Here is an 18,281-nt window from a genome sequence, read left to right on the forward strand (position 1 = left end):
GGCGAGGCGGTGCAGGGTTCGCGTAGGGGCCGTTGGCTTCGGGCCGGGGGTGCGGGTGGTCGCGCCGAGCGATGACGCGGGTGTCGGGCTACAGGATCCGGTCGTGCCGGGCAACTGCCCGGTGTGGACGAGGTGTTGGCGGTACCGAAGGGTCACGGCTACCGCGTGCCGCCTAGCGCGTACCGTCCGGGCAGGGCCGGCCGGCGACCGCTCCGTGGCCCACGGATGCCATCGCGCGGGCCATGGGCGATGGCGGTATCCGGCCGGGCGAACGGAAGTGACCGGCCTGTGGATCGGCCTGTGGTCGCAGTACCAAGCCGGTCAGTTCGACCGGGACGTTCAGGCCGGCGAGGAGTTCGACGATTCTGTCGATGTTCGTGAGGCGGCGGGTGCCTGTTTCCAGCATCGACATGAACGACTGACTCAATCCGGTCAGGGTGACCATGTCGTCCTGCCGGAGGTTCCCCAGGGTCCGGACCAGCGTGCAGAGTCTCCCGAAGTCACGCTCCGCCAGGGCGAATTGGACCTCCGGCACGTCCCAGACCCGCGCGGGTACGCGGAGCGATTCCTGTGCGCTCGTCGGCAGGCTCCGGAGACAGGCGCCGCACCTGTTCTCCTTGTTGTATCTGCTCAGTCGGCCGGCGCACTCGGCGCAGCGCCGGGTGCGCGTGGCAGCCGCGGGTATCTCGGCGGTGCGTAGTCCTGACACGGACTTCCACTCCTTAGTGAATTCCTTGATGGTGCGGTCCAACTGACCGGTGCCGGTGCGGGTTTACTGCCAGATGTCGGCGTTGGCGTGCTCGGGTGTCCCGGCTCCGGGGACGACCGCGGCCGTTGCATGGACATTGATCATGGGCGACGACTCCACCATCGGTAGGGCGCATTCAGCGCTCCCGTAACTGCCTGGGCCTGTGAACCTAAGAGCCGTCGCACGGGCCCCGCTAGGCCGCAGGTGCACCATTTCGCCGCCCGCCGGTTGCCGCGGTGCACATTGGCGGCGCATGTGTTGCCGCCGTGCACCACTCCGCTTTTCCCTGTTGCCGCAATGCACCACGGCAGGGTGCCGCCCGTCGCCGTTCACTCCCGTACCGCGCCTCGCTGCTGCCCGGAACGACGGTCCGCGGTGCACCGTGGCAATGCCGAAGGACTCAACGGTGCACGGTGGCAACAAAGAGATCGACGTGATGCACCGCGGCAATGAGGAGCCGTGAAAACGGTGCACTTGTGGGCTGGCGGGGCTCGCGCGACGGCTCATATGTTCCCAGGGCCAGGCGGCCCCGTGAGTCGGCCGCCCGCCGGTGGGAACCGACCCCGGCCGCACACCAACGTGAAGGAACAGCATGCTTCCTGGTTTCAGCGTCACCTCGGCACACGACGTGCCGGCGACCGCCCTGACCGAGTTCATCACCGTCAAGACGATCAAGGAAGCCACTCCGGACGATCCCTCCGTCATCCAGGAGTACGTCATGGCCCCGGGCGCCAACGCCGGTGAGGACCCGCATCACCGGTGGGAGCATCTGGTCATCCTGGACGGCGAGTTCCACGACGGTCACGCCGCCTGGCCGAAGGGCTCGGTCATCTCGGGCCGGCCCGGGAGCGTGCACTACCCGAGTTCGGCGGTCGGCTGCCGGTTCCTCGCGTTCTTCCCGCACGGGTTGGGCGAGGCCGCCTGACCGCACCCCACAGCCGCCGCCCCGGCTCCGTCCCCGGCTTCCTCGCTCCCTCCCTCCCTCCCGAGAATGGCGCATCCCTTGTGACCGGATTCATCGAAGCGGCCGTGGCTGTGTCCGGTGCCGTGGCGGCGGCGGTGGCGACGTGGGTGGCGCAGCTTCCGGGCCGGCGACGAGCCGTACAGCATCTGAAGACCGCCCGGACCCGGCTGCGGGAGGCCGAAGTCGCCCAGCGGGACGCCGAGTTGCGCAACAACGCCGGGACGGCAGCGACGGCCGAGCTCCGCGCCCAGTGGCAGCATCAGCTCGACCAGGCCCGTGCGGACGCCTCCGGCAACTGGCAGTACGCGCAGCTGGTGATCGGCGAGGTCGAGCACTTCGTGGAGCGGCGCCTGCCCGCCGCGGTCCAGGAGATCCGCGGTGTCCCGGTGCGGCACACGCCGGGACTGCGGCACGGCTCCCTGGAGGGCTCGGAGATCGCGGGATATCTCGCCGTACTCGACACGCTGTTGCGGCAGACCGCGGCGGATGTGCGGCGGCAGGCCGAGGAAGCGGCCGGTGCCGGTGTGCGGGTGGCCGCGGAGGAGATCCAGGCCGCGCTGACGCGGGCGCAGCGGGACATCGACGCGGCGCTCGACGCCGATGAGGACCAGGGCGCGGGCAGCACCACCCCGCAGGCGCTGGCGAGGATCGACCACGCCGTCACGCTGGCCGGCCACACCGTGCAGCGCCTGCGGATCCTCGCCAACTCCTGGCCCGGCGTGCAGCGTGCGAACTGCTCCGTCCTGGAGATCATCGAGAGCGCCCGCGGGCAGATCCCGCACCTCGACGCCGTCGAGTACGCCTTCCAGTCCGCGACCGCCGACGTACTGGTCGAGGGGCTGATCGTCGAACCGGTGATCGTGGCGCTGACGGAGCTGCTCGACAACGCCACGTCCTACTCGGGGGAGAAGGCCTCCACGTATGTGCAACGGGTGCGGGCCGGTATCCGCATCACCGTGGAGGACAGCGGCCTGGGCATGAATCCGCTGCAACTGGAGCGGGCGGAGCGCGCGTTGGCCTCGGGCGGTGCGGACGTGACCGCGCTCGCGGAGCCGTTCTCGCTCGGGTTCCTGGTCATCGGCCGGTTGATCCACCAGTACAACCTGCGCGTGACACTGTCGCCGTCCGCCTCGGGCGGCGTCCGCGCGGATCTGCTGATTCCGGCGGAACGCCTGGCCGCGGAAGCGGACGAGGACGGTCCCGCCCGCCGCGCGGGGGCGGCGCCGTCGGCCGCCCAGCTGCGGCCCGTACCGCCTCCGACGTTCCCGGCGGCGGGCGCGGAGACGATCCCGGCAGCGGATACGGCGACGGTCCCGGCAACGGGCGCGGAGACGATCCCGGCTCCGCAGTGGAGCTCCGGTGGGCACGGGCGGTCGGCCCCGGATCCCGTGCACGACGCTCCGGCCGAGCCGTCCTCGCAGGCCGCGGCCGGCCCGGGTCCGGCGCAGGCCCATGCTCTGCCCAAGCGGCAGCCGCGCCGTGCCCGGCCCCAGGACACGGCGCCTCGACAGCACGCGATCAGCGACCCCGAGGCAGCGGCACTCACCAAGGGGTTCGAACAGCTCAGTCACATCCTGGCCGAGGGATTCGGCACCGAACACACCACGGAAGGGTGACCGCAGGAATGACCGCGTTCCAGCACGCGACGGCCGACACGGCCGACTTGAGCCCCCAACTCAACGGCCTGCTGGGGGAAGGCGTGGTCTCCGCCGTGCTCTTCTCGTCCGACGGGCTGCCCCTGGCCTGTGCCGACGGCCTCGGCCGCGAGGCGATCGAGCGGTCCTGCGCCGTGGTCGCCGGCCTGTACTCCCTCCAGCGCAACTTCGCGGAGTTCTGCCACGTGGCCCCGGGCACGCTTCCCATGTCCCGCGTGCAGACGATCGACTTCGGCACGCACACCGTCCTGGTGCTGGCGGCCGGCCACAACAGCGGGCTCGCCCTCGCGGTCGAGGGCGGTGTGGTCCACCCGAACACCCAACTCGCGCTGTCGAAGGCCTTGAAGCTGACCAAGGCACTGGAGCCGTTCCTGGCGTCCAGGGATCGCCAACCGCACCGGGCATGAGCCCGGTCTCCGCCGCGGGCCACTCCCGTCGCGGTGTCGTCCGCTCCCACACGGTCATCGGCGCGGACCCCGCACCGGCGGGCGTCCACGTGGATCTGGCCACTCTGCTGTCGGTCGATCCCGAGGCGAAGTGCCGGGGGTTACGGGCCCAGGCCCAGCGGGTCATGGCGCTGTGCGCGCCGGGTGTGCTCTCCGTGGCGGACGTCGCCGCCCATCTGCACCTGCCGGGAGGCGTCGTCCGCGCCCTGGTCGCCGAGTTGGTGGCGAGCGGCCATCTGCTGGCAGCCGATCCCTTCGTTCCCGTGGCACAGTGCCACGAGGCCGAATTCCTCGAAAGAGTCCTCCATGGTCTCGAACGCCTTTAGTGCTCCCTATCTGCCGGCCGGAACGCGGTCGGTGAAAATTGTCGTCCTCGGGCCGTTCGGGGTCGGGAAAACCAGCTATATCGGCGCGATCTCGGAAATCGCGCCGCTGCGTACGGAAGAGCGTCTGACCCGGGCGGGCCAGGTGGTCGACGAATTGAATGTCGCCACCAAATCGACGACGACCGTCGCTTTGGATTTCGGCAGGCGCACTCTCGGCGGCGGAATCGTCGTCTACCTGTTCGGCGCGCCGGGCCAGCCGAGATTCGCGGACATGATCCGCTCCCTCCTCGACGGCGCTCTGGGCGGTCTCGTTCTCGTCGACACCCGCCGCATCGAGGAGTCCTTCGAGTCGATCGGACTCCTCGAAGAGGCCGATGTCCCCTACGTCATCGCCGTCAACACGTTCGCCGGAGCCCCGCTCTACGACGAGGCGGTGCTGCGCGACGCACTGTCCCTGCCGCCGGACCGGCCCGTCGTCCACCTCGACGCACGTCATCTCGAATCCGCCAAGACCGGCCTGATCGCCCTGGTCGCGGACATCCTCCGGCCGATGAGGAGCGTGACATGAACACCTATCACCCCGTACCGCGGCTGTTCGGCGACGACTTCCGCGAGCGCCCGCACGAGGCCTACGACCGGTTGCGGGTCGCCGGACCGGTGGCGTGGGCCGAGATCGCCGAGGGCGTGCACGCCCTGGTCGTCACGAGCTGGACCACCGCTCGCGCACTCCTCGCCGACCCCGACTTCAGCAGGGACCCGGCGCACTGGAGCGCGGTCGCGGACAACCGCATCCCCGCCGAACTCGCGTACATGGTCATTCCCGGCGTCCAGCGTGCCGAGGGCCGTGCCCACGAGCGCTTGCGGCGGGCGCTGGAGGAGTGCCTCGCCGGCATCGACGCGCACGAGACACGGGCCCGCGTACAAAGGGACTCCCGCATGCTCATCCAGCGCTTCGCCGCCCGCGGCCACGCGGATCTGATGCGGGAGTACGCGGAGCCGGTCGTCGCCCTCGCCTTCACCGAACTGCTGGGCTGCCCACCCGAGACGGCCGACCCCCTGCGCGACGCGGTGCACGCCCTCACCGCCGCGGAACCCGACGCCACGCTGGGCTGGACCGACCTCGCCGGCATCCTCCGGGACACGATCCGGACGAAGAAGAAGACCCCCGGTACGGATCTGACGTCGTTCCTGCTGGCCCACCCCGCCGCCCTCAGCGACGAGGAGACCGTCGGCCAGCTCGCGTCGCTGATCGTCCTGGGCGCCGCGCCCACCGCCGCCTGGATCGGATCCACCCTGCACGCCCTGCTGACCGAGCCCGCCTACGCGAGCCAGTTGGTCGGCGGCGCGGTGACCCTGCGCACCGCCCTGAACGAGACCCTGTCCGTGCGCTGCCCGGTGGCGAACTCCTCGGTGCACTACGCACGCCGGCCCAAGACCGTGCACGGTGTGCGGGTCCCCCAGGGGGTGCCGGTCCTGATCAGTCACGCGGCCACCGGGATGGACCCCGGCCGCCCGGGACGGGGTGACGCGCTGGATCGCAGCCATCTCGCGTGGTCGGCCGGAATGCACCGCTGCCCGGCTCCGGGTCTGGCCACCTCGATCGCGGAGGCCGCGATCGAGAATGCTGTCGACGCGCTGTGGGACCTCAGCGCCCCGATTTCCACCGTCGCCGGCAAACACGGCCCATTCATGCATTGCCCCGCCCATGTCGGCGTTTTCTTCTCTCCTCCGCAGGAGCGTGGGCTCGAAGACGAACAAGAAGACGAACAAGGTGTGCGGACTCGTCGTAGCGGGATGAATACGCCCGGTAGGGTGTTATAGGGAAAGGGTGGTGTTTACCTCGATGATCGGCCTTCGGGAGCTTGTGAACATACCGGAGCTCGGGCTTGGCGCATGCTCCGGCGGTATCGCCGACCGAGAGGTCCAGTCCGTACGCCTTCTGTCCGATACCGACTGGATAGGGGAGAATATCCAGAGGGTGTTAATAGTCTCCGATATCGGTTTTCTGCGGGACAGCGACCGCCTGTTCTCCACCCTCGCCGCCCGTCACGCGGCCGGTCTGGTCGTCACCGGCGCACTCCCCGACGACGACTCCCTGAACGCGGTCCGAGCCGGCGCCGCTCACTACAAGGTGCCGCTGCTGGCCTCCAACCGGACGCTGCACCAGTGGAAGACCACCCTGGCCGGCCTGGTCACCGAGATGAGCGCCGCCGCCGTCCATCAGCACGTCGCCCGGCTCAGCTCCCTGTTCGACCAACTCCGCGCACCCGCCGCCGACATGGTCCAGAGCATCGCCGACCTGCTCTCGCGGGAACTCGAGGCGGAGGTCGTCGTCGGTTCACGCGGGGAGATCCTCGCGGCGGCTCCGGCGACGGCACCGATCGCCCTGGCCTCCGTACTGACGAACCCGGACCGCCGACAACTCACCACCCCCGCCGGCCTGTTCGCCCGCGTCGAATCCATCGGAGACGGCGAGCAGTTCCTCGCGGTCGCGCTCAAGGACCCCTTCGGGCACAGTGAACGAGCACTCGTCGTCCATGCGGCGAACGCACTCGCCCTGGCGCTGGCACCGTCGGGACGGATCGGCGAGCCGGACTTCCGACAGGCCCTCACCGAGATCCGCCTGTCGGTGTTCCAGCTCCTGATGACCGGTCATGTCACCGACGCCCAGCGCGTCATGGCTGGAGTGTCGCCGGGCCTGCTGGACAGCGAAGAGGCACGGGTCTTCATCATCAACTGCGGCTCCGCACACCGCGACCGGGTCCTCGCGGAAGTGGAGAAGGACCTCGGCGACACCGCGCTCCCGGTCCGCTGTCCCGCCTACCCCGAGCACATCATCAGCATCGTTCCCGTACACACCGAGCACGATCCCGAGCAGGACATCGGCCGGCTCCTCACCACCTTCGACGGAGCCCGGGTCAGCGTCGGCGGCAGCAGCCGTTACCCGATGGCGAACGTGGGAGCCGCCTACTCGGAGGCGCTCGAAGCGCTCGGCCGCACCGAGTACCGGGCCGAGAAGATGATCGTGAACAGAACGAAGGTGCTCGGTCTCGCCGACATCCTCCCGGCCGATCTCGCACGGGCCTGGGCGAGCAGGGTGCTGGACCCCGTCCTGACCGCGACCGGCGGTATGCAGATCCTCAGCTCCGTGGCCATGGCCCTGGAGTTCAAGACCACCAAGGCGTCCCGCATCATCCGGATCCACCGCAACACGCTCCAGCGCCGCGTCGCGAAGGTCTTCGCCGATCTCGGCTTCGTCCCCGAACGCACCCTCGACCGCATCGTCGTCTCCCTGGCGATCCAGATCGTCGCCACCCACGGCGCCGACCCGTCGCCGTACCGCCAGGTCTCGCTCGACGAGGTCCTCGGCGTGGCCCCCGTCCGGGCCTGGGCCGAGAAGTTCCTGCGCCCCCTGGCGACGGACAGCCGCGACCTCCTGCAGACCGTACGTGCCTGGGTGCTCGCCGAATTCGACTCCGACGCGGCCGGGAGCCGGCTCCACGTCAGCGACCGCACCGTCCGCTGGCGCGTCCAGGCGGCGGAGATGCTCATGGAGCGGGACCTGATCACGATCTGGCCCCCGATCGACGAAGACCCGGGAGAGCAACGCCTCAGCGGAATCCGCCCGTTGACCGTGGCCCTCTACGTGGCCACCCCGCTCGGCGGAGCCCGTCCGCCGCTGACGGATCCGGCGGCGGTGCCTGCGCGGCAGCGTTGAGGGGTGAGACGGGGGCAGGCCGCGGCGGATGCCTTTCGCGAAGTTGCGGGCGGCCTCGGCGGGATTCGGCCCGCTGACTGTGGCGCTCCACGTGGCCACCCCGCTCGGCGGAGCCCGTCCGCCGCTGACGGATTCGGCGGCGGTGCCTGCGCGGCAGCGTTGAGGGGTGAGACGGGGGCAGGCCGCGGCGGATGCCTTTCGCGAAGTTGCGGGCGGCCTCGGCGGGATTCGGCCCGTTGACCGTGGCCCTCTACGTGGCCACCCCGCTCGGCGGAGCCCGTCCGCCGCTGACGGATCCGGCGGCACTGAGAGGTGGGGTCAGGCCGTGGGCGGCCGGGCGCGGCGGATGCCCTCCGCGAAGTCGCGGGCGGCTTCGGCGGCGGTGACGGCCGCCGCTCCGGGTTGGGTGTGCATCCGGCGGATCACGGCGGATCCGACGATCACGGAGTCGGCGTAGGCGGAGGCCTGCGCGGCCTGGTCGGGGGTGCCGATGCCGATGCCGACCGCCACGGGCAGGCCGGTGAGGGTGCGCACCCGCCGTACCAGATGCGGCAGGTAGGGACTGAGCGGGCGCCGGGCGCCGGTCAACCCGGGTGTGGCGGGGACGTGGATCAGACCGCTGGTGACGGAGCCGAGCGCGGCCAGGTGCGCGTCGGAGGCGCGCGGTGGGATCAGGGTGCTGGTGTGCAGGCCCGCCGCGCGGGCGGCCCGCTGCCAGGTCGCGGCTGCGGTCTCGGTGTCGGTCTCGGTCTCGGTCTCGGGGAGATCGGGGACGAGCACGCCTGCTACACCGGCGGCCGCCAGTTCCTCCGCGAAGGCCCGCGGTCCGTAGACCTCGATCGGTTTCCAGTACGACATGGCCAGCACCGCGGTGGTGCCGGCGGCGGTCAGCTCGGTCGCGGCGTCGAACAGGTCGCGCATACGGAAGCCCGCGTCGAGGGCCTGCGCGGCGGCCCGCCGGATCACCGGGCCGTCGAGCACCGGGTCGGTGTGCGGAACGCCCAGCTGCAGTACGTCGGCGTGCTTGGCCATCAGGTGCAGGGCGTCAAGACCGGCCGCGCGGGTGGGGTAGCCGACGGGCAAGTAGAGCCCGAGCGCGGCCCGTTGCTCGGCGCGGCTCCTGGCGAGGGCGTGGTCGAGGCCGGCGGCGGACCAGGACGGCGGTGTGGACGTGGTCATGGGTGCCTCTCCGACGACGGGACGGGGGACGGGGGGAGGGAGGAGGGAGGAGGGAGGAGGGAGGACAAGGGAAGGGGGTTGCCGGGCGGGTCACGGTCGGTCCGCCGGGAAGAGGCCCTCGCGTTCCAGGGCACGGAGCACGCGGTAGTCCGCCTCGACGGCCCGGGGTTCGGCGCCGCTGAGCACCACCTCGGCGCCGACCGGGGTGTCGGTGGCCGAAGCCCCGGCCCGCAGGCCGGGGCTCACCGCGACGACGGTGGGCAGCCCGCGCAGAACGCGGCCCAGCGACGGATCGACCGCGTCGGCGCGGGGGCGGAAGTGGACCCGTACGACGTGCCGGCCGGTCGGTGCGGGGACGGGGCGGCCCGGAGCGGGGGCGAGCACCGCGTCCAGGGCGTCGGCGAAACGGTCGCGTCCGGTGGCCGCCCGCAGCGCGTCGTCGGCCAGCGACGCTCCGGGCACGGCCAGCGCGCCCACCAGGACGGGCGTCCGGCCCGCGCCGAAGGCGACGCGACTGGAGACCGGGCCGCACACCACCCCGAGCGTGTCGAGCACGCGCAGCGTGTACCGCGTCAGGGCCCGGGTGAGCGGTGCGTGCCGGTCGAGGAGGTCGGTGCGGGCCGGGAGTCCGTCGGGCGTGTGGGTCCGCGCCCACAGGTCGGTGACGGTGTGCTCCGGCAGTCCGTCCAGGCCGATCCGGGTGACGGTGTTGACGACGAACTCGCGGCCGGGCGGACGCTCGGACAGCACCAGGTGGAGGTCGTCGGAGTGGCGGGCGACCGCCCGGCGCATCGCCGGCCAGGCGGAGCCGATCCCGGACGCGTGCGAGCACACCACCGCCTCGACAGGCACTCCGGCCGCGGCCGGAGCCAGGAGGTAGTCGCCCAGCGGGTGTTCCGCCGCCCAGCGCAGGGCCTCGGCCAGGCTCGTGGTGCGCACACCGCGCAGGGCCGGGACACCTGCCCGGGCCAGCGCGGCGGCCTGCACACCGTGGTCCCGGCGCAGCGGCGCGGCGCCGGGATCGCTGCCCGGCACGCCCAGGTGCCAGGCGATCCGCTCGGCCAGCTCGATGCCCGCCGCGCTTCCGGCGACGACGGCGGACACGTCCAGGGCGCGCAGCGCCTTGACCGTCTGCCGCAGCGAGCCGCAGTGCTCGACCGTACGCACGTAGGGTCCGTCCGCCCGTACGGCGTGGACGGACGGGCGCGGGCGGGGCGCGGGGTGGACGGCCACGGGCTGCCGGCCCTGGCGGAGCAGGGCCGTCGCGTAGCCGCAGTCGTCGTCCGGGGCCACGACCGCCGCGGTGCCGGGCCCGGTCGGGACGCGGGGGCCGGCCGTGGTGCGGGTGGACACCTCGAACGCGGCGCAGAACAAGGCCATCAGGGCTCCCGAGCAGAGGAAACGAAGTGACCGGAGCGGGGCGCGGTGCCGCGTCCGCTCCGGGCGGGAGATCACCACGGCCCGGACGCGGTGCGTTGCGTCCGGGCCGTGGGAGTTGCGGGGAGCCGTAAGGGAGGTACGACTCCCCGCCCGACCGAGGTCCGCGCGGATGGGATGCGCGCGGTCGAGCCGCTGACACGGCTCGCCTCGGTCCCCGGCCGACCCCCGTATGGTCGCCCCCGGCCGGGAGTCAGGAGTAAGAGATCAACGCTTCAGACGACCGGCGAGGCGCTGAACGGGGTCGTCCGGTAGCCCTTGCCGGCGGTGTTGCCGTGCTCCGACCTGCATGTGGTGCCGTACGAGTTCGCGGACTTCACGACGGGGTCCGTGCCGCTCACCGACTTCTTGATCTCCAGGCGGAAGCGGGCGGCGTCCAGAAGTCCGGTCCGGTCGACGAACCAGACAGCGCCGTCCCAACTCGCCTTCGTCCAGGCGTGGATGACGCCGTTGACGCGCTTGGCGCACAGCGTCGCCTTGAAGTCGTGGTTGTCGGTGGGGCATCGGGACACGGCAGCCTCCGGAGAGAGGTGGGTGGTCGACGAGAGGCGTTCGGGACGCGTTGTGTCGGGCGGGCGGTTGACGACCACCATGGAGCACGGGTGGCCCGACCGCCTATCTCTGAGGTGATATCAGCGCCGCGGTGTCATCGGCCCGGGGATGATCTCGTGAGGTGTCCGACCGCGTTGGTCACGCCGTTCGTCACGCCGCTGGTCCCGCCGTTGGTCACGGAGGCCCAGGGGGCCCGCATCGTGCCAAGTCGGAGGTGCGGATCTCGCGGAGACGGCCAGGGTTGCCACTCCTGGCCCGAGCGAGCGGAACCTGGTCCCTGCGGGATCGCGTGGCGTGAGTTGCTCTGACCGGGGGCGGAGGCGCGCTTCCATGCGGGCACGGCGCTCCTGAGCGAGGGTGCGCGGGACCAGCACCTCCTGCTGCCCCCGCCTGGTTAACGGGCCGCAGGCGGGGGCACAAGACCCGGCAGGCAGAACCGGACAACGATCCAGAGACCGGGGAGACCTGATGAACACCATGAGCGTCGACGTCGCGACCGTCCGCTCCGTGACCTCCGTCGCCGGAGCACGCGAGAGAGCCCGGGCCTTCCTCGGAGGTCTCGACCATCCGATCGCTGCTGAGGCCGCCGACACCGTGGTCCTGGTCGTCTCGGAACTCGTCACCAACGCCCTGCGTCACGGCGGCGGTACCTGCACCCTGAACCTGACCGCACACCCGGACGGCGTCGAGGTGGCCGTGCACGACCGCAGCCCCCGGACGCCACGCATGGGTACCCCCGATCTGAACGGCGGCACGGGAGGCTTCGGCTGGCCCATGGTCAACCGCCTCGCCCAGGCCACCGCCGTGACCCTTCAGGCGGCCGGCGGCAAGACCGTGAGCGCCCTCCTCGCCCGGTGACGCAGGGACCCGTACCGGCACAGGGCGCCGACCACCCGTAGCCGAGTTCGTCACGCTGCCGGGACCGGGATCAGGAGTGCTGCCCTACTTGGGCTTGATGGCGTCCTTGGCATTCGCCTTCTCCTCCGCAGCCATGACCACTCACCCCTGCCTGTCTGGAAATAGGTGAATCCGAAGCTCCGGGCCGCCGGAGAAACGCATGAAATCCGCAGGAGTGAAGATCGCTCCACAGGGCACGTGGAGGGTCGGCGGCACTCTCATTTCTGAAGATTTGAAGAGACGTCACTGAATTCGACAACGCCGGTACGACTCCGCGGTTCAACTGGCGGTTCAACTGCGGGAGCAACAAAGAATCTCGATGAGGGAGCTGTTCTCATGAGCGACAACATCTGGGGCTACCAGCCGACCACCGGCCACACCATGGGCACCGACCTGATCGGATACAAGGTCGAGGCCACCGACGGCAGCATCGGCAAGGTCGACAAGCACTCGGACGACGTCAGCTCCTCCTACCTCGTCGTCGACACCGGCGTGTGGATCTTCGGCATGCACGTCCTGCTGCCCGCCGGAACCGTGAAGACGGTCGACCAGGCCGAGGGCAAGATCTACGTCGGCCTCACGAGGGACCAGATCAGGGAGTCCCCCGAGTTCGACAAGGACAAGCACGTCGGCGACGCCGAGTACCACGAGCAGGTCGCCGGCTACTACCAGACCCAGCGCTGCGTCTGACGTCGGCAGCAGCCCGGATGCGGGGCCGGCCGGAGATACTCCGGCCGGCCCCGCATCGGTCGTCCGGTCGATCTCCCGGTCGGTCGTCCGGGCGTCCGGGCCGTCCCGCACTTGACGCGACACGGTCGGGCCGGGGGACCCGGTCCGACAGCAGTCGGCGGACCCGTTCTGAAATCACCTGGTGTGCATTCCGCGAACCCGGGTAGGCCGATCATTGTCGGCGGACAAGGATCCGGCGGCACGGAGTCCGGACAACGCGGGAGGGGCCTGACATGACGGTGACGAAGACGGCGGACGCACAGACCCGGGTGCTGCCGGAGATCGCGGACCCCTCACAGGTCGCACCCAAGGACGCGCGTCAGCTGACCAGGCTGTTCCTCGACCAGCTCGCCGTCCTCGAAGAGGGCACGCACGAGTACCAGTACGCGCGCAACACCCTCATCGAAATGAACATCACGCTCGTCCGGTACGCCGCTTCGCGGTTCCGCAGCCGTGGCCAGGACGAGATGGAGGACATCGTCCAGGTCGGCACGATCGGGCTGATCAAGGCCATCGACCGGTTCGAGCTCTCCCGCGAGGTCGAGTTCACCTCCTTCGCCGTCCCCTACATCACCGGCGAGATCAAGCGCTTCTTCCGCGACACATCCTGGGCCGTCCACGTCCCCCGCCGCCTTCAGGAAGCCCGCGTCCAGCTCGCCAAAGCCACCGAAGAGCTCCGCAGCCGGCTCGGCCGCACGCCCACCACCAAGGAACTCTCCCAGCTGATGTGCCTCAGCGAGGACGAGGTCGTCGAAGCACGGCTCGCCTCCAACGGCTACAACTCCGCCTCTCTCGACGCCGCCATCGGCTCCGGCGACGACGGCGAAGCCGCGCTGGCCGACTTCATCGGCCTCGACGACAACGCCCTCGAACTCGTCGAGGACTTCAACGCGCTGGCCCCCCTGATCGCCGAACTCGGCGACCGCGAACGGCGCATCATCCACATGCGGTTCGTCGACGAACTCACCCAGGCCCAGATCGGCGAACACCTCGGCGTCTCCCAGATGCACGTCTCCCGCCTGCTCAACCGCACCCTCGCCAAGCTCCGCGCGGGCATGCTCACCACCGACTAGCCCGCACCGATCCGCAACACACCGGCTGCTCCTCGTCGCCCCTGTGAGGTATCGCCCCGGTGAGGTGGGGAGCAGCCCCCGATCATCCTCCGGCTCCGCTTGACTCCGACGGCTTGACGCTGACGCGTAGCGAACGCGGGCCATGGCACCGTTGACGTGTGATGGGGTGCCACAACCGCGCCCCGCGCCCGTCGGGTCAGACCTCGCGCCAGCGTGCGTTGGCCCAGGAGAAGACCCCGAAGGCCATGAGGCCGACCGCTATCAGAGCCAGCAGCCAGGGTCCCGCAGGGGTGCCGGCGAAGGTACGCAGGGTGTCGTCCATGCCCTTGGCCTCGCCGGGCTTGTGCCGGACCGCCGCGGCGATGGCGAAGCCGCCCGCCGTGGCGAAGACGATGCCGCGGGCCGTGCCGCCGAACACACCGAAGGAGACGACGACTTGACGAGTCGTCCGGGACATCTCCGCCATCTTCAGATGCTTCTCGAACTTGCGCAGGAGCGCCCGGACGGCGATCCATACGCCGGCACCGGTCACCGCGGCACCGGCGATGCCGACGATCCACTGCCCGCCGGGCCAGTCCAGCGCCTTCGCCATGACGTCCTGGGAGTCCTGGTCGGAACTGCCGCTGCCGCTGCCCTTGTCACCGGCCGCGTAGGCGAGCACGGAGTACGCGACGAAGCCGTAGAAGACGGAACGGCCCGCCGACAGCGCTCCCTTGCCCGGCTTGCCGCCGTCGGGGCCCGCCTGCCCGAAGGCGGCCTCGGACAGCCGCCACAGGGACATCCCGGCCAGGGCGATTCCCAGCAGCCACAGCAGCACTGTGCCGAAGGGCTTCTGGGCGATCTCCGCGATCGCGCCACCTCGGTCGGCCTGCTTGCCCCCGCCGAGGAAGGCGATCCGCAGGGAGAGGACACCGATCAGTACGCAGATGACCCCGCGGGCGACGAAGCCCGCACAGGCCGCCGCCGCGACCGCCTTGCTGTTCGCCGCACGGTGGGCCTGTCCGGGTCCGTGTCCCTGTCCGTTTCCTTGTCCGTGTGCCGTTGTCGATCCAGTAGCCATGCCGTTCCGGATGCCCTCGAAGGACAAGGCCTCCCGGTTCTGTCTTCCGGCTCGATGTCCAGGAAGGTGCAGCAATGCCAAACACGCAGAACGCAGCCGACGCGTCCGCCGAGACGACGGGAACCGTCGAGACGACGGGAACCGTCAGGTCCGAGGTGTCTGGCGGTGCGGAGGACGTCGGTGGCGTCCTCGACGATCGGGCTCGGCGCACCAGACGCCGGCTGGAACGGCTCATAGGGATCGCGGCCACGGAAGGCAACGCGCTGCTCCCGTTGCGCAACGGCGACGAGATCTTCGGCGCCATGCTGGGCCGGATCCGTTCCGCCCGCCACACCGTGGACATGATGACGTTCGTGTACTGGAAGGGGGAGATCGCCCGGCGGTTCGCCGACACGCTCGCGGAGCGGGCGCGCGAAGGCGTGCGCGTACGGCTGCTGTTGGACGGCTTCGGGAGCCGGCTCATCGAGAAGGAGCAGTTGGAAGCGATGGAGCGGGCCGGCGTGCAGGTGGCCTGGTTCCGCAAGCCGTTGTATCTGTCTCCGCTGAAGCAGAACCACCGCTGTCACCGCAAGGTCCTCGTCGTCGACGAGGAGACGGCCTTCACCGGCGGCGTCGGCATCGCCGAGGAATGGTGCGGCGATGCCCGCAACCCGGACGAATGGCGCGACACCCACGTACAGGTGACCGGACCCGCGGTGGACGGACTGGCCGCCGCCTTCGCCCAGAACTGGGCCGAGTGCCACGACGAACTCTTCGACGACCGCGACCGGTTCACCGACCACACCCCGCAGGGCGATGCGGTGGTGCAGGTCGTCCGGGGCTCGGCCAGCTTCGGCTGGCAGGACATGCAGACCCTGCTCCGCGTGGTGATCGAGACGGCGGAGGAAAGGATCCGGCTGGCTACCGCCTACTTCGCACCCGACGCGTACTTCATCGAGTTGCTGTGCGCCGCGGCCCGCCGAGGGGTCGAGGTGGAGATCCTGCTGCCGGGCCCGTACACCGACAAGAGGGTCTGCCAACTCGCGGGCCAGCGCTCCTACGAGGAGCTCACCGCATGCGGGGTGAGGATCCATCACTACCAGCCGACCATGCTCCACACCAAGGTCGTCACCGTCGACAGGGCCACGGCGCTCATCGGCTCGACGAACTTCAACCGCCGCTCCCTGGACCACGACGAGGAGGTCATGCTCGCCGTACTGGACCCCACGTTCACGGCGACGCTGGACCGCCACTTCACGGAGGACCTGGAGCACAGCGAACTCATCCGTGCCGGACGGTGGAAACGGCGCGCGCTGCTCCAGCGCGTCAGGGAAGCGGCTGTCCTGCCGGTACGACGCTTCCTCTGACCTGTCCATTGACCTGTCCATCGGCCTCGACGCGCACGCCGACGTACCGTGGAAATGAGGCCGAAAAACACCCGCATGCCATACGGAAAAGAGGGCACCGCGGCCTTTCGGGAAGCGGAGTCGGCATGGCTGTGTTGATTCTTTTCTTCTCCTCGCGATGATTTTGAGTGGCGCCGGATTCGCGATCCATTGACGCGTAGTCGACATTTCAAATTGTGTGGGACGGAAAACGGTGGGCACTCGACCTGCCGAGGGGCGCCCACCGAAATACCGGACGGGCTTCCTCGGTATTCACGCCCTACAAGGGGAGGTTTTGTATGACGGACAACATGTGGGGTTACCCGGCGGAGTCGGGCCACCAGACGGGTACGGACCTGACCGGGTTCAAGGTCGAGGCGAGCGACGGCTCGATCGGCAAGGTCGACAAGCACTCCGAGGACGTCGGAGCCGCGTACATCGTCGTCGACACCGGAGTGTGGATCTTCGGCAAGCAGGTTCTGCTCCCTGCCGGTGTCATCTCCTCCATCGACATCGCGGACCGGACGGTCCACGTCGGCCGCACGAAGGAAGAGATCAAGAACTCCCCCGAGTTCGACAAGGACAAGCACATCGGTGACGCCGGCTACCACGAGCAGGTCGGCGGCTACTACGGAGACCACCGAGCCTGACGGTCACCACAGCGCACAGGGGCGGGTGCCGGCGTTCTGCCGGCGCCCGTCCTTCCGCCGTGCCGGGTCAGTCCCGCCGATGCCCTGGACGTCCGCACGGCACGAACCCCAGGTCAGAGGCGTCGAGGTCAGAGGCGTCGAGGTCGGATTTGTCGTCGGCCGTCGGGGTACCCGGCTCTGACACCCACCCTGTGCGAGGAAGCGAGGAAGCGAGGAAGCGAGGAAGCGAGGAAGCGAGGAAGCGAGGAAGCGAGGAAGCGAGAACGCCGTGAGCGAGCGCAGCGCGAGCCGGACGGGCGTGATGCGGAGACCGCCGACCCGGAGATCCCCGACCCGGAGATCCCCGATCCGGAGATCCCCGACACGGACGAGGCCGGCACCGGGCGGAAGGCGCCGCGCATTCCCGCAGCGCACGTCCAGGGCACCCCGTCCCCGACGAACCACCCGACTGATGCCTCGCGCGCTGTGGGGCCGAGGCGTGCGTCGCTGGAACGGACACCCCGTGACCGTCACCCCGTGACCCGCCCGCCGACACCGTGAACGCGTGCGTCTGATCGTCCACGCCCCGCCCGACCCAAGGAGAGTGAGCCTGATGGCCACCGTGAATCTCACCGGAGCGTCCAAGGAGGACGCCGCCACCGTCTTCGGCGTCCTGCGGGCCGCCTTCCCCACCGACCGCCCCTCGGACGACGTGCCCCAGGAACAGGCGGGCGACCACTCCGCCGTGTGGAGCGCGGAGTTCGAGCCGGCGCGGGAGCGGATCCTGACCGATCCGATCCCCCTGGAGGGCTCGGTCTCCGCCACGCTGCAGGGCGGCTACGTCGCCGTGGACCAGCTGTTCGAAGCCCTGAGCACCGCGTTCGCCGTGGACCACTGGGGCGCGGCGTCCGGTGACCAGGAGAAGGAGGTCGATCTGCGGCTCAGCAGCAAGCGGTGACGAGGCGGGAAGCCGTCCCGGCATTCCCCACCCACGAGGGAGAACCTGCAACGACTGCGTGAGGTCTGGAGCCGCCCCCTTGCGGAGGCCGTGACCGATTCCGACGACACCGACGTCGTGATCTCCACCCTGCGCACCATCGAGACCCGGCTGGTCGCCCGAACCCGCCCCGGGGCCCGACAGAACCGGCGATGCATTCCGACTCGCACCCCACGTTCGGCTACGACGCCCGCGACTGACGGGCCGAGCGCATCCACGCCCGGCTCACGGCGTCTCGCCCAGGGACTGACCGCGACGGGTCGGCGCGGGCCCGGCCGCCGTCCACTTCCATGCCGTCCACTTCCATGCCGAGTACGTCGAGGCCGACGCCGTCCACGAACAGATCGTCCGCCGGGACGTCGCCCTCGGCGTCTGACGCCACACACCGTTGTGACCTGGTCGCGACGCGTCGGCCGGACAGGCGGATGGCGCGACGCGGTACGAGCGGAGTGCCTGGGTACCCGGGACGGGTGCCGACCACCCGGGTGAGGCAGCCGAGAGAGGCGT

The 18,281-nt window shown here is 70.3% G+C and carries 19 protein-coding genes; 13 read left to right on the forward strand and 6 right to left on the reverse strand.

Annotation, left to right across the window (positions count from 1 at the left end):
• Nucleotides 1-172: 172 nt before the first annotated feature.
• Nucleotides 173-709, reverse strand: a complete 537-nt coding sequence (locus tag OG588_RS31085) for a helix-turn-helix domain-containing protein (RefSeq protein WP_405950148.1) — start codon at nt 707-709, stop codon at nt 173-175.
• 631 nt (nt 710-1,340) lie between these two features.
• Between OG588_RS31085 and OG588_RS31090 the strand changes: the two genes are divergently transcribed.
• The 7 genes from OG588_RS31090 to OG588_RS31120 all read left to right on the forward strand — a co-directional run bounded on the left by OG588_RS31090 (nt 1,341) and on the right by OG588_RS31120 (nt 7,857).
• Complete coding sequence (locus tag OG588_RS31090; protein WP_019055718.1) at nt 1,341-1,673, forward strand: cupin domain-containing protein; 333 nt, start codon at nt 1,341-1,343, stop codon at nt 1,671-1,673.
• 80 nt (nt 1,674-1,753) lie between these two features.
• The gene (locus OG588_RS31095) at nt 1,754-3,328 is read left to right on the forward strand and encodes an ATP-binding protein (RefSeq protein WP_405950149.1); all 1,575 of its coding nucleotides are present in this window, start codon (nt 1,754-1,756) and stop codon (nt 3,326-3,328) included.
• Between the two features lie 8 nt (nt 3,329-3,336).
• The gene (locus OG588_RS31100) at nt 3,337-3,774 is read left to right on the forward strand and encodes a roadblock/LC7 domain-containing protein (protein ID WP_266861325.1); all 438 of its coding nucleotides are present in this window, start codon (nt 3,337-3,339) and stop codon (nt 3,772-3,774) included.
• The gene (locus OG588_RS31105) at nt 3,771-4,139 is read left to right on the forward strand and encodes a DUF742 domain-containing protein (RefSeq protein WP_405950150.1); all 369 of its coding nucleotides are present in this window, start codon (nt 3,771-3,773) and stop codon (nt 4,137-4,139) included. Before OG588_RS31100 ends, OG588_RS31105 begins: the two co-directional genes overlap by 4 nt.
• The gene (locus OG588_RS31110; RefSeq protein ID WP_405950151.1) at nt 4,120-4,707 is read left to right on the forward strand and encodes a GTP-binding protein; all 588 of its coding nucleotides are present in this window, start codon (nt 4,120-4,122) and stop codon (nt 4,705-4,707) included. The genes OG588_RS31105 and OG588_RS31110 overlap by 20 nt, the downstream gene beginning before the upstream one ends.
• Nucleotides 4,704-5,960, forward strand: a complete 1,257-nt coding sequence (locus OG588_RS31115; protein WP_405950152.1) for a cytochrome P450 — start codon at nt 4,704-4,706, stop codon at nt 5,958-5,960. The genes OG588_RS31110 and OG588_RS31115 overlap by 4 nt, the downstream gene beginning before the upstream one ends.
• Before the next feature lie 157 nt (nt 5,961-6,117).
• Nucleotides 6,118-7,857: a hypothetical protein gene (locus tag OG588_RS31120; protein ID WP_405950153.1), complete on the forward strand. Its 1,740-nt coding sequence runs from the start codon at nt 6,118-6,120 to the stop codon at nt 7,855-7,857.
• Nucleotides 7,858-8,175: 318 nt separating this feature from the next.
• Here the strand turns inward: OG588_RS31120 and trpA are convergent, their stop codons facing one another.
• The 3 genes from trpA to OG588_RS31135 form a co-directional block, all read right to left on the reverse strand.
• Nucleotides 8,176-9,036 (reverse strand): tryptophan synthase subunit alpha, encoded by an 861-nt coding sequence (trpA, locus tag OG588_RS31125; RefSeq protein WP_405950154.1) that lies wholly within the window; start codon nt 9,034-9,036, stop codon nt 8,176-8,178.
• A gap of 90 nt (nt 9,037-9,126) precedes the next feature.
• A complete protein-coding gene (locus OG588_RS31130) occupies nt 9,127-10,416 on the reverse strand; it encodes a hypothetical protein (RefSeq protein ID WP_405950155.1) in 1,290 nt (429 codons plus the stop codon).
• Nucleotides 10,417-10,688: 272 nt separating this feature from the next.
• A complete protein-coding gene (locus OG588_RS31135) occupies nt 10,689-10,985 on the reverse strand; it encodes a hypothetical protein (RefSeq protein ID WP_405950156.1) in 297 nt (98 codons plus the stop codon).
• Between the two features lie 508 nt (nt 10,986-11,493).
• Here OG588_RS31135 and OG588_RS31140 point away from each other — a divergent pair.
• From OG588_RS31140 to OG588_RS31150, 3 genes are all read left to right on the forward strand, one after another.
• A complete protein-coding gene (locus OG588_RS31140; protein ID WP_405950157.1) occupies nt 11,494-11,883 on the forward strand; it encodes an ATP-binding protein in 390 nt (129 codons plus the stop codon).
• A gap of 375 nt (nt 11,884-12,258) precedes the next feature.
• Complete coding sequence (locus tag OG588_RS31145) at nt 12,259-12,612, forward strand: PRC-barrel domain containing protein (RefSeq protein WP_405950158.1); 354 nt, start codon at nt 12,259-12,261, stop codon at nt 12,610-12,612.
• A 272-nt stretch (nt 12,613-12,884) separates the two neighbouring features.
• Nucleotides 12,885-13,724, forward strand: coding sequence for an RNA polymerase sigma factor SigF (locus tag OG588_RS31150; RefSeq protein ID WP_405950159.1), 840 nt, complete (start codon nt 12,885-12,887; stop codon nt 13,722-13,724).
• A gap of 196 nt (nt 13,725-13,920) precedes the next feature.
• Here OG588_RS31150 and OG588_RS31155 read toward each other — a convergent pair whose 3' ends face one another.
• The gene (locus OG588_RS31155) at nt 13,921-14,784 is read right to left on the reverse strand and encodes a DUF1206 domain-containing protein (protein ID WP_405950160.1); all 864 of its coding nucleotides are present in this window, start codon (nt 14,782-14,784) and stop codon (nt 13,921-13,923) included.
• A 74-nt stretch (nt 14,785-14,858) separates the two neighbouring features.
• On the opposite strand from OG588_RS31155, the gene OG588_RS31160 reads away from it, so the two are divergent.
• The 3 genes from OG588_RS31160 to OG588_RS31170 all read left to right on the forward strand — a co-directional run bounded on the left by OG588_RS31160 (nt 14,859) and on the right by OG588_RS31170 (nt 17,735).
• Nucleotides 14,859-16,130: a phospholipase D-like domain-containing protein gene (locus tag OG588_RS31160; protein WP_405950161.1), complete on the forward strand. Its 1,272-nt coding sequence runs from the start codon at nt 14,859-14,861 to the stop codon at nt 16,128-16,130.
• 317 nt (nt 16,131-16,447) lie between these two features.
• Complete coding sequence (locus OG588_RS31165; RefSeq protein WP_405950162.1) at nt 16,448-16,798, forward strand: PRC-barrel domain containing protein; 351 nt, start codon at nt 16,448-16,450, stop codon at nt 16,796-16,798.
• 592 nt (nt 16,799-17,390) lie between these two features.
• A complete protein-coding gene (locus OG588_RS31170) occupies nt 17,391-17,735 on the forward strand; it encodes a hypothetical protein (protein WP_405950163.1) in 345 nt (114 codons plus the stop codon).
• A 220-nt stretch (nt 17,736-17,955) separates the two neighbouring features.
• Here the strand turns inward: OG588_RS31170 and OG588_RS31175 are convergent, their stop codons facing one another.
• Entirely contained in the window at nt 17,956-18,156 is a 201-nt protein-coding gene (locus OG588_RS31175; RefSeq protein ID WP_405953423.1) for a hypothetical protein, read from the reverse strand.
• Between the last annotated feature and the right edge of the window lie 125 nt (nt 18,157-18,281).

This window comes from Streptomyces prunicolor, assembly GCF_045162825.1.
Classification (GTDB): Bacteria; Actinomycetota; Actinomycetes; order Streptomycetales; family Streptomycetaceae; genus Streptomyces; species Streptomyces prunicolor.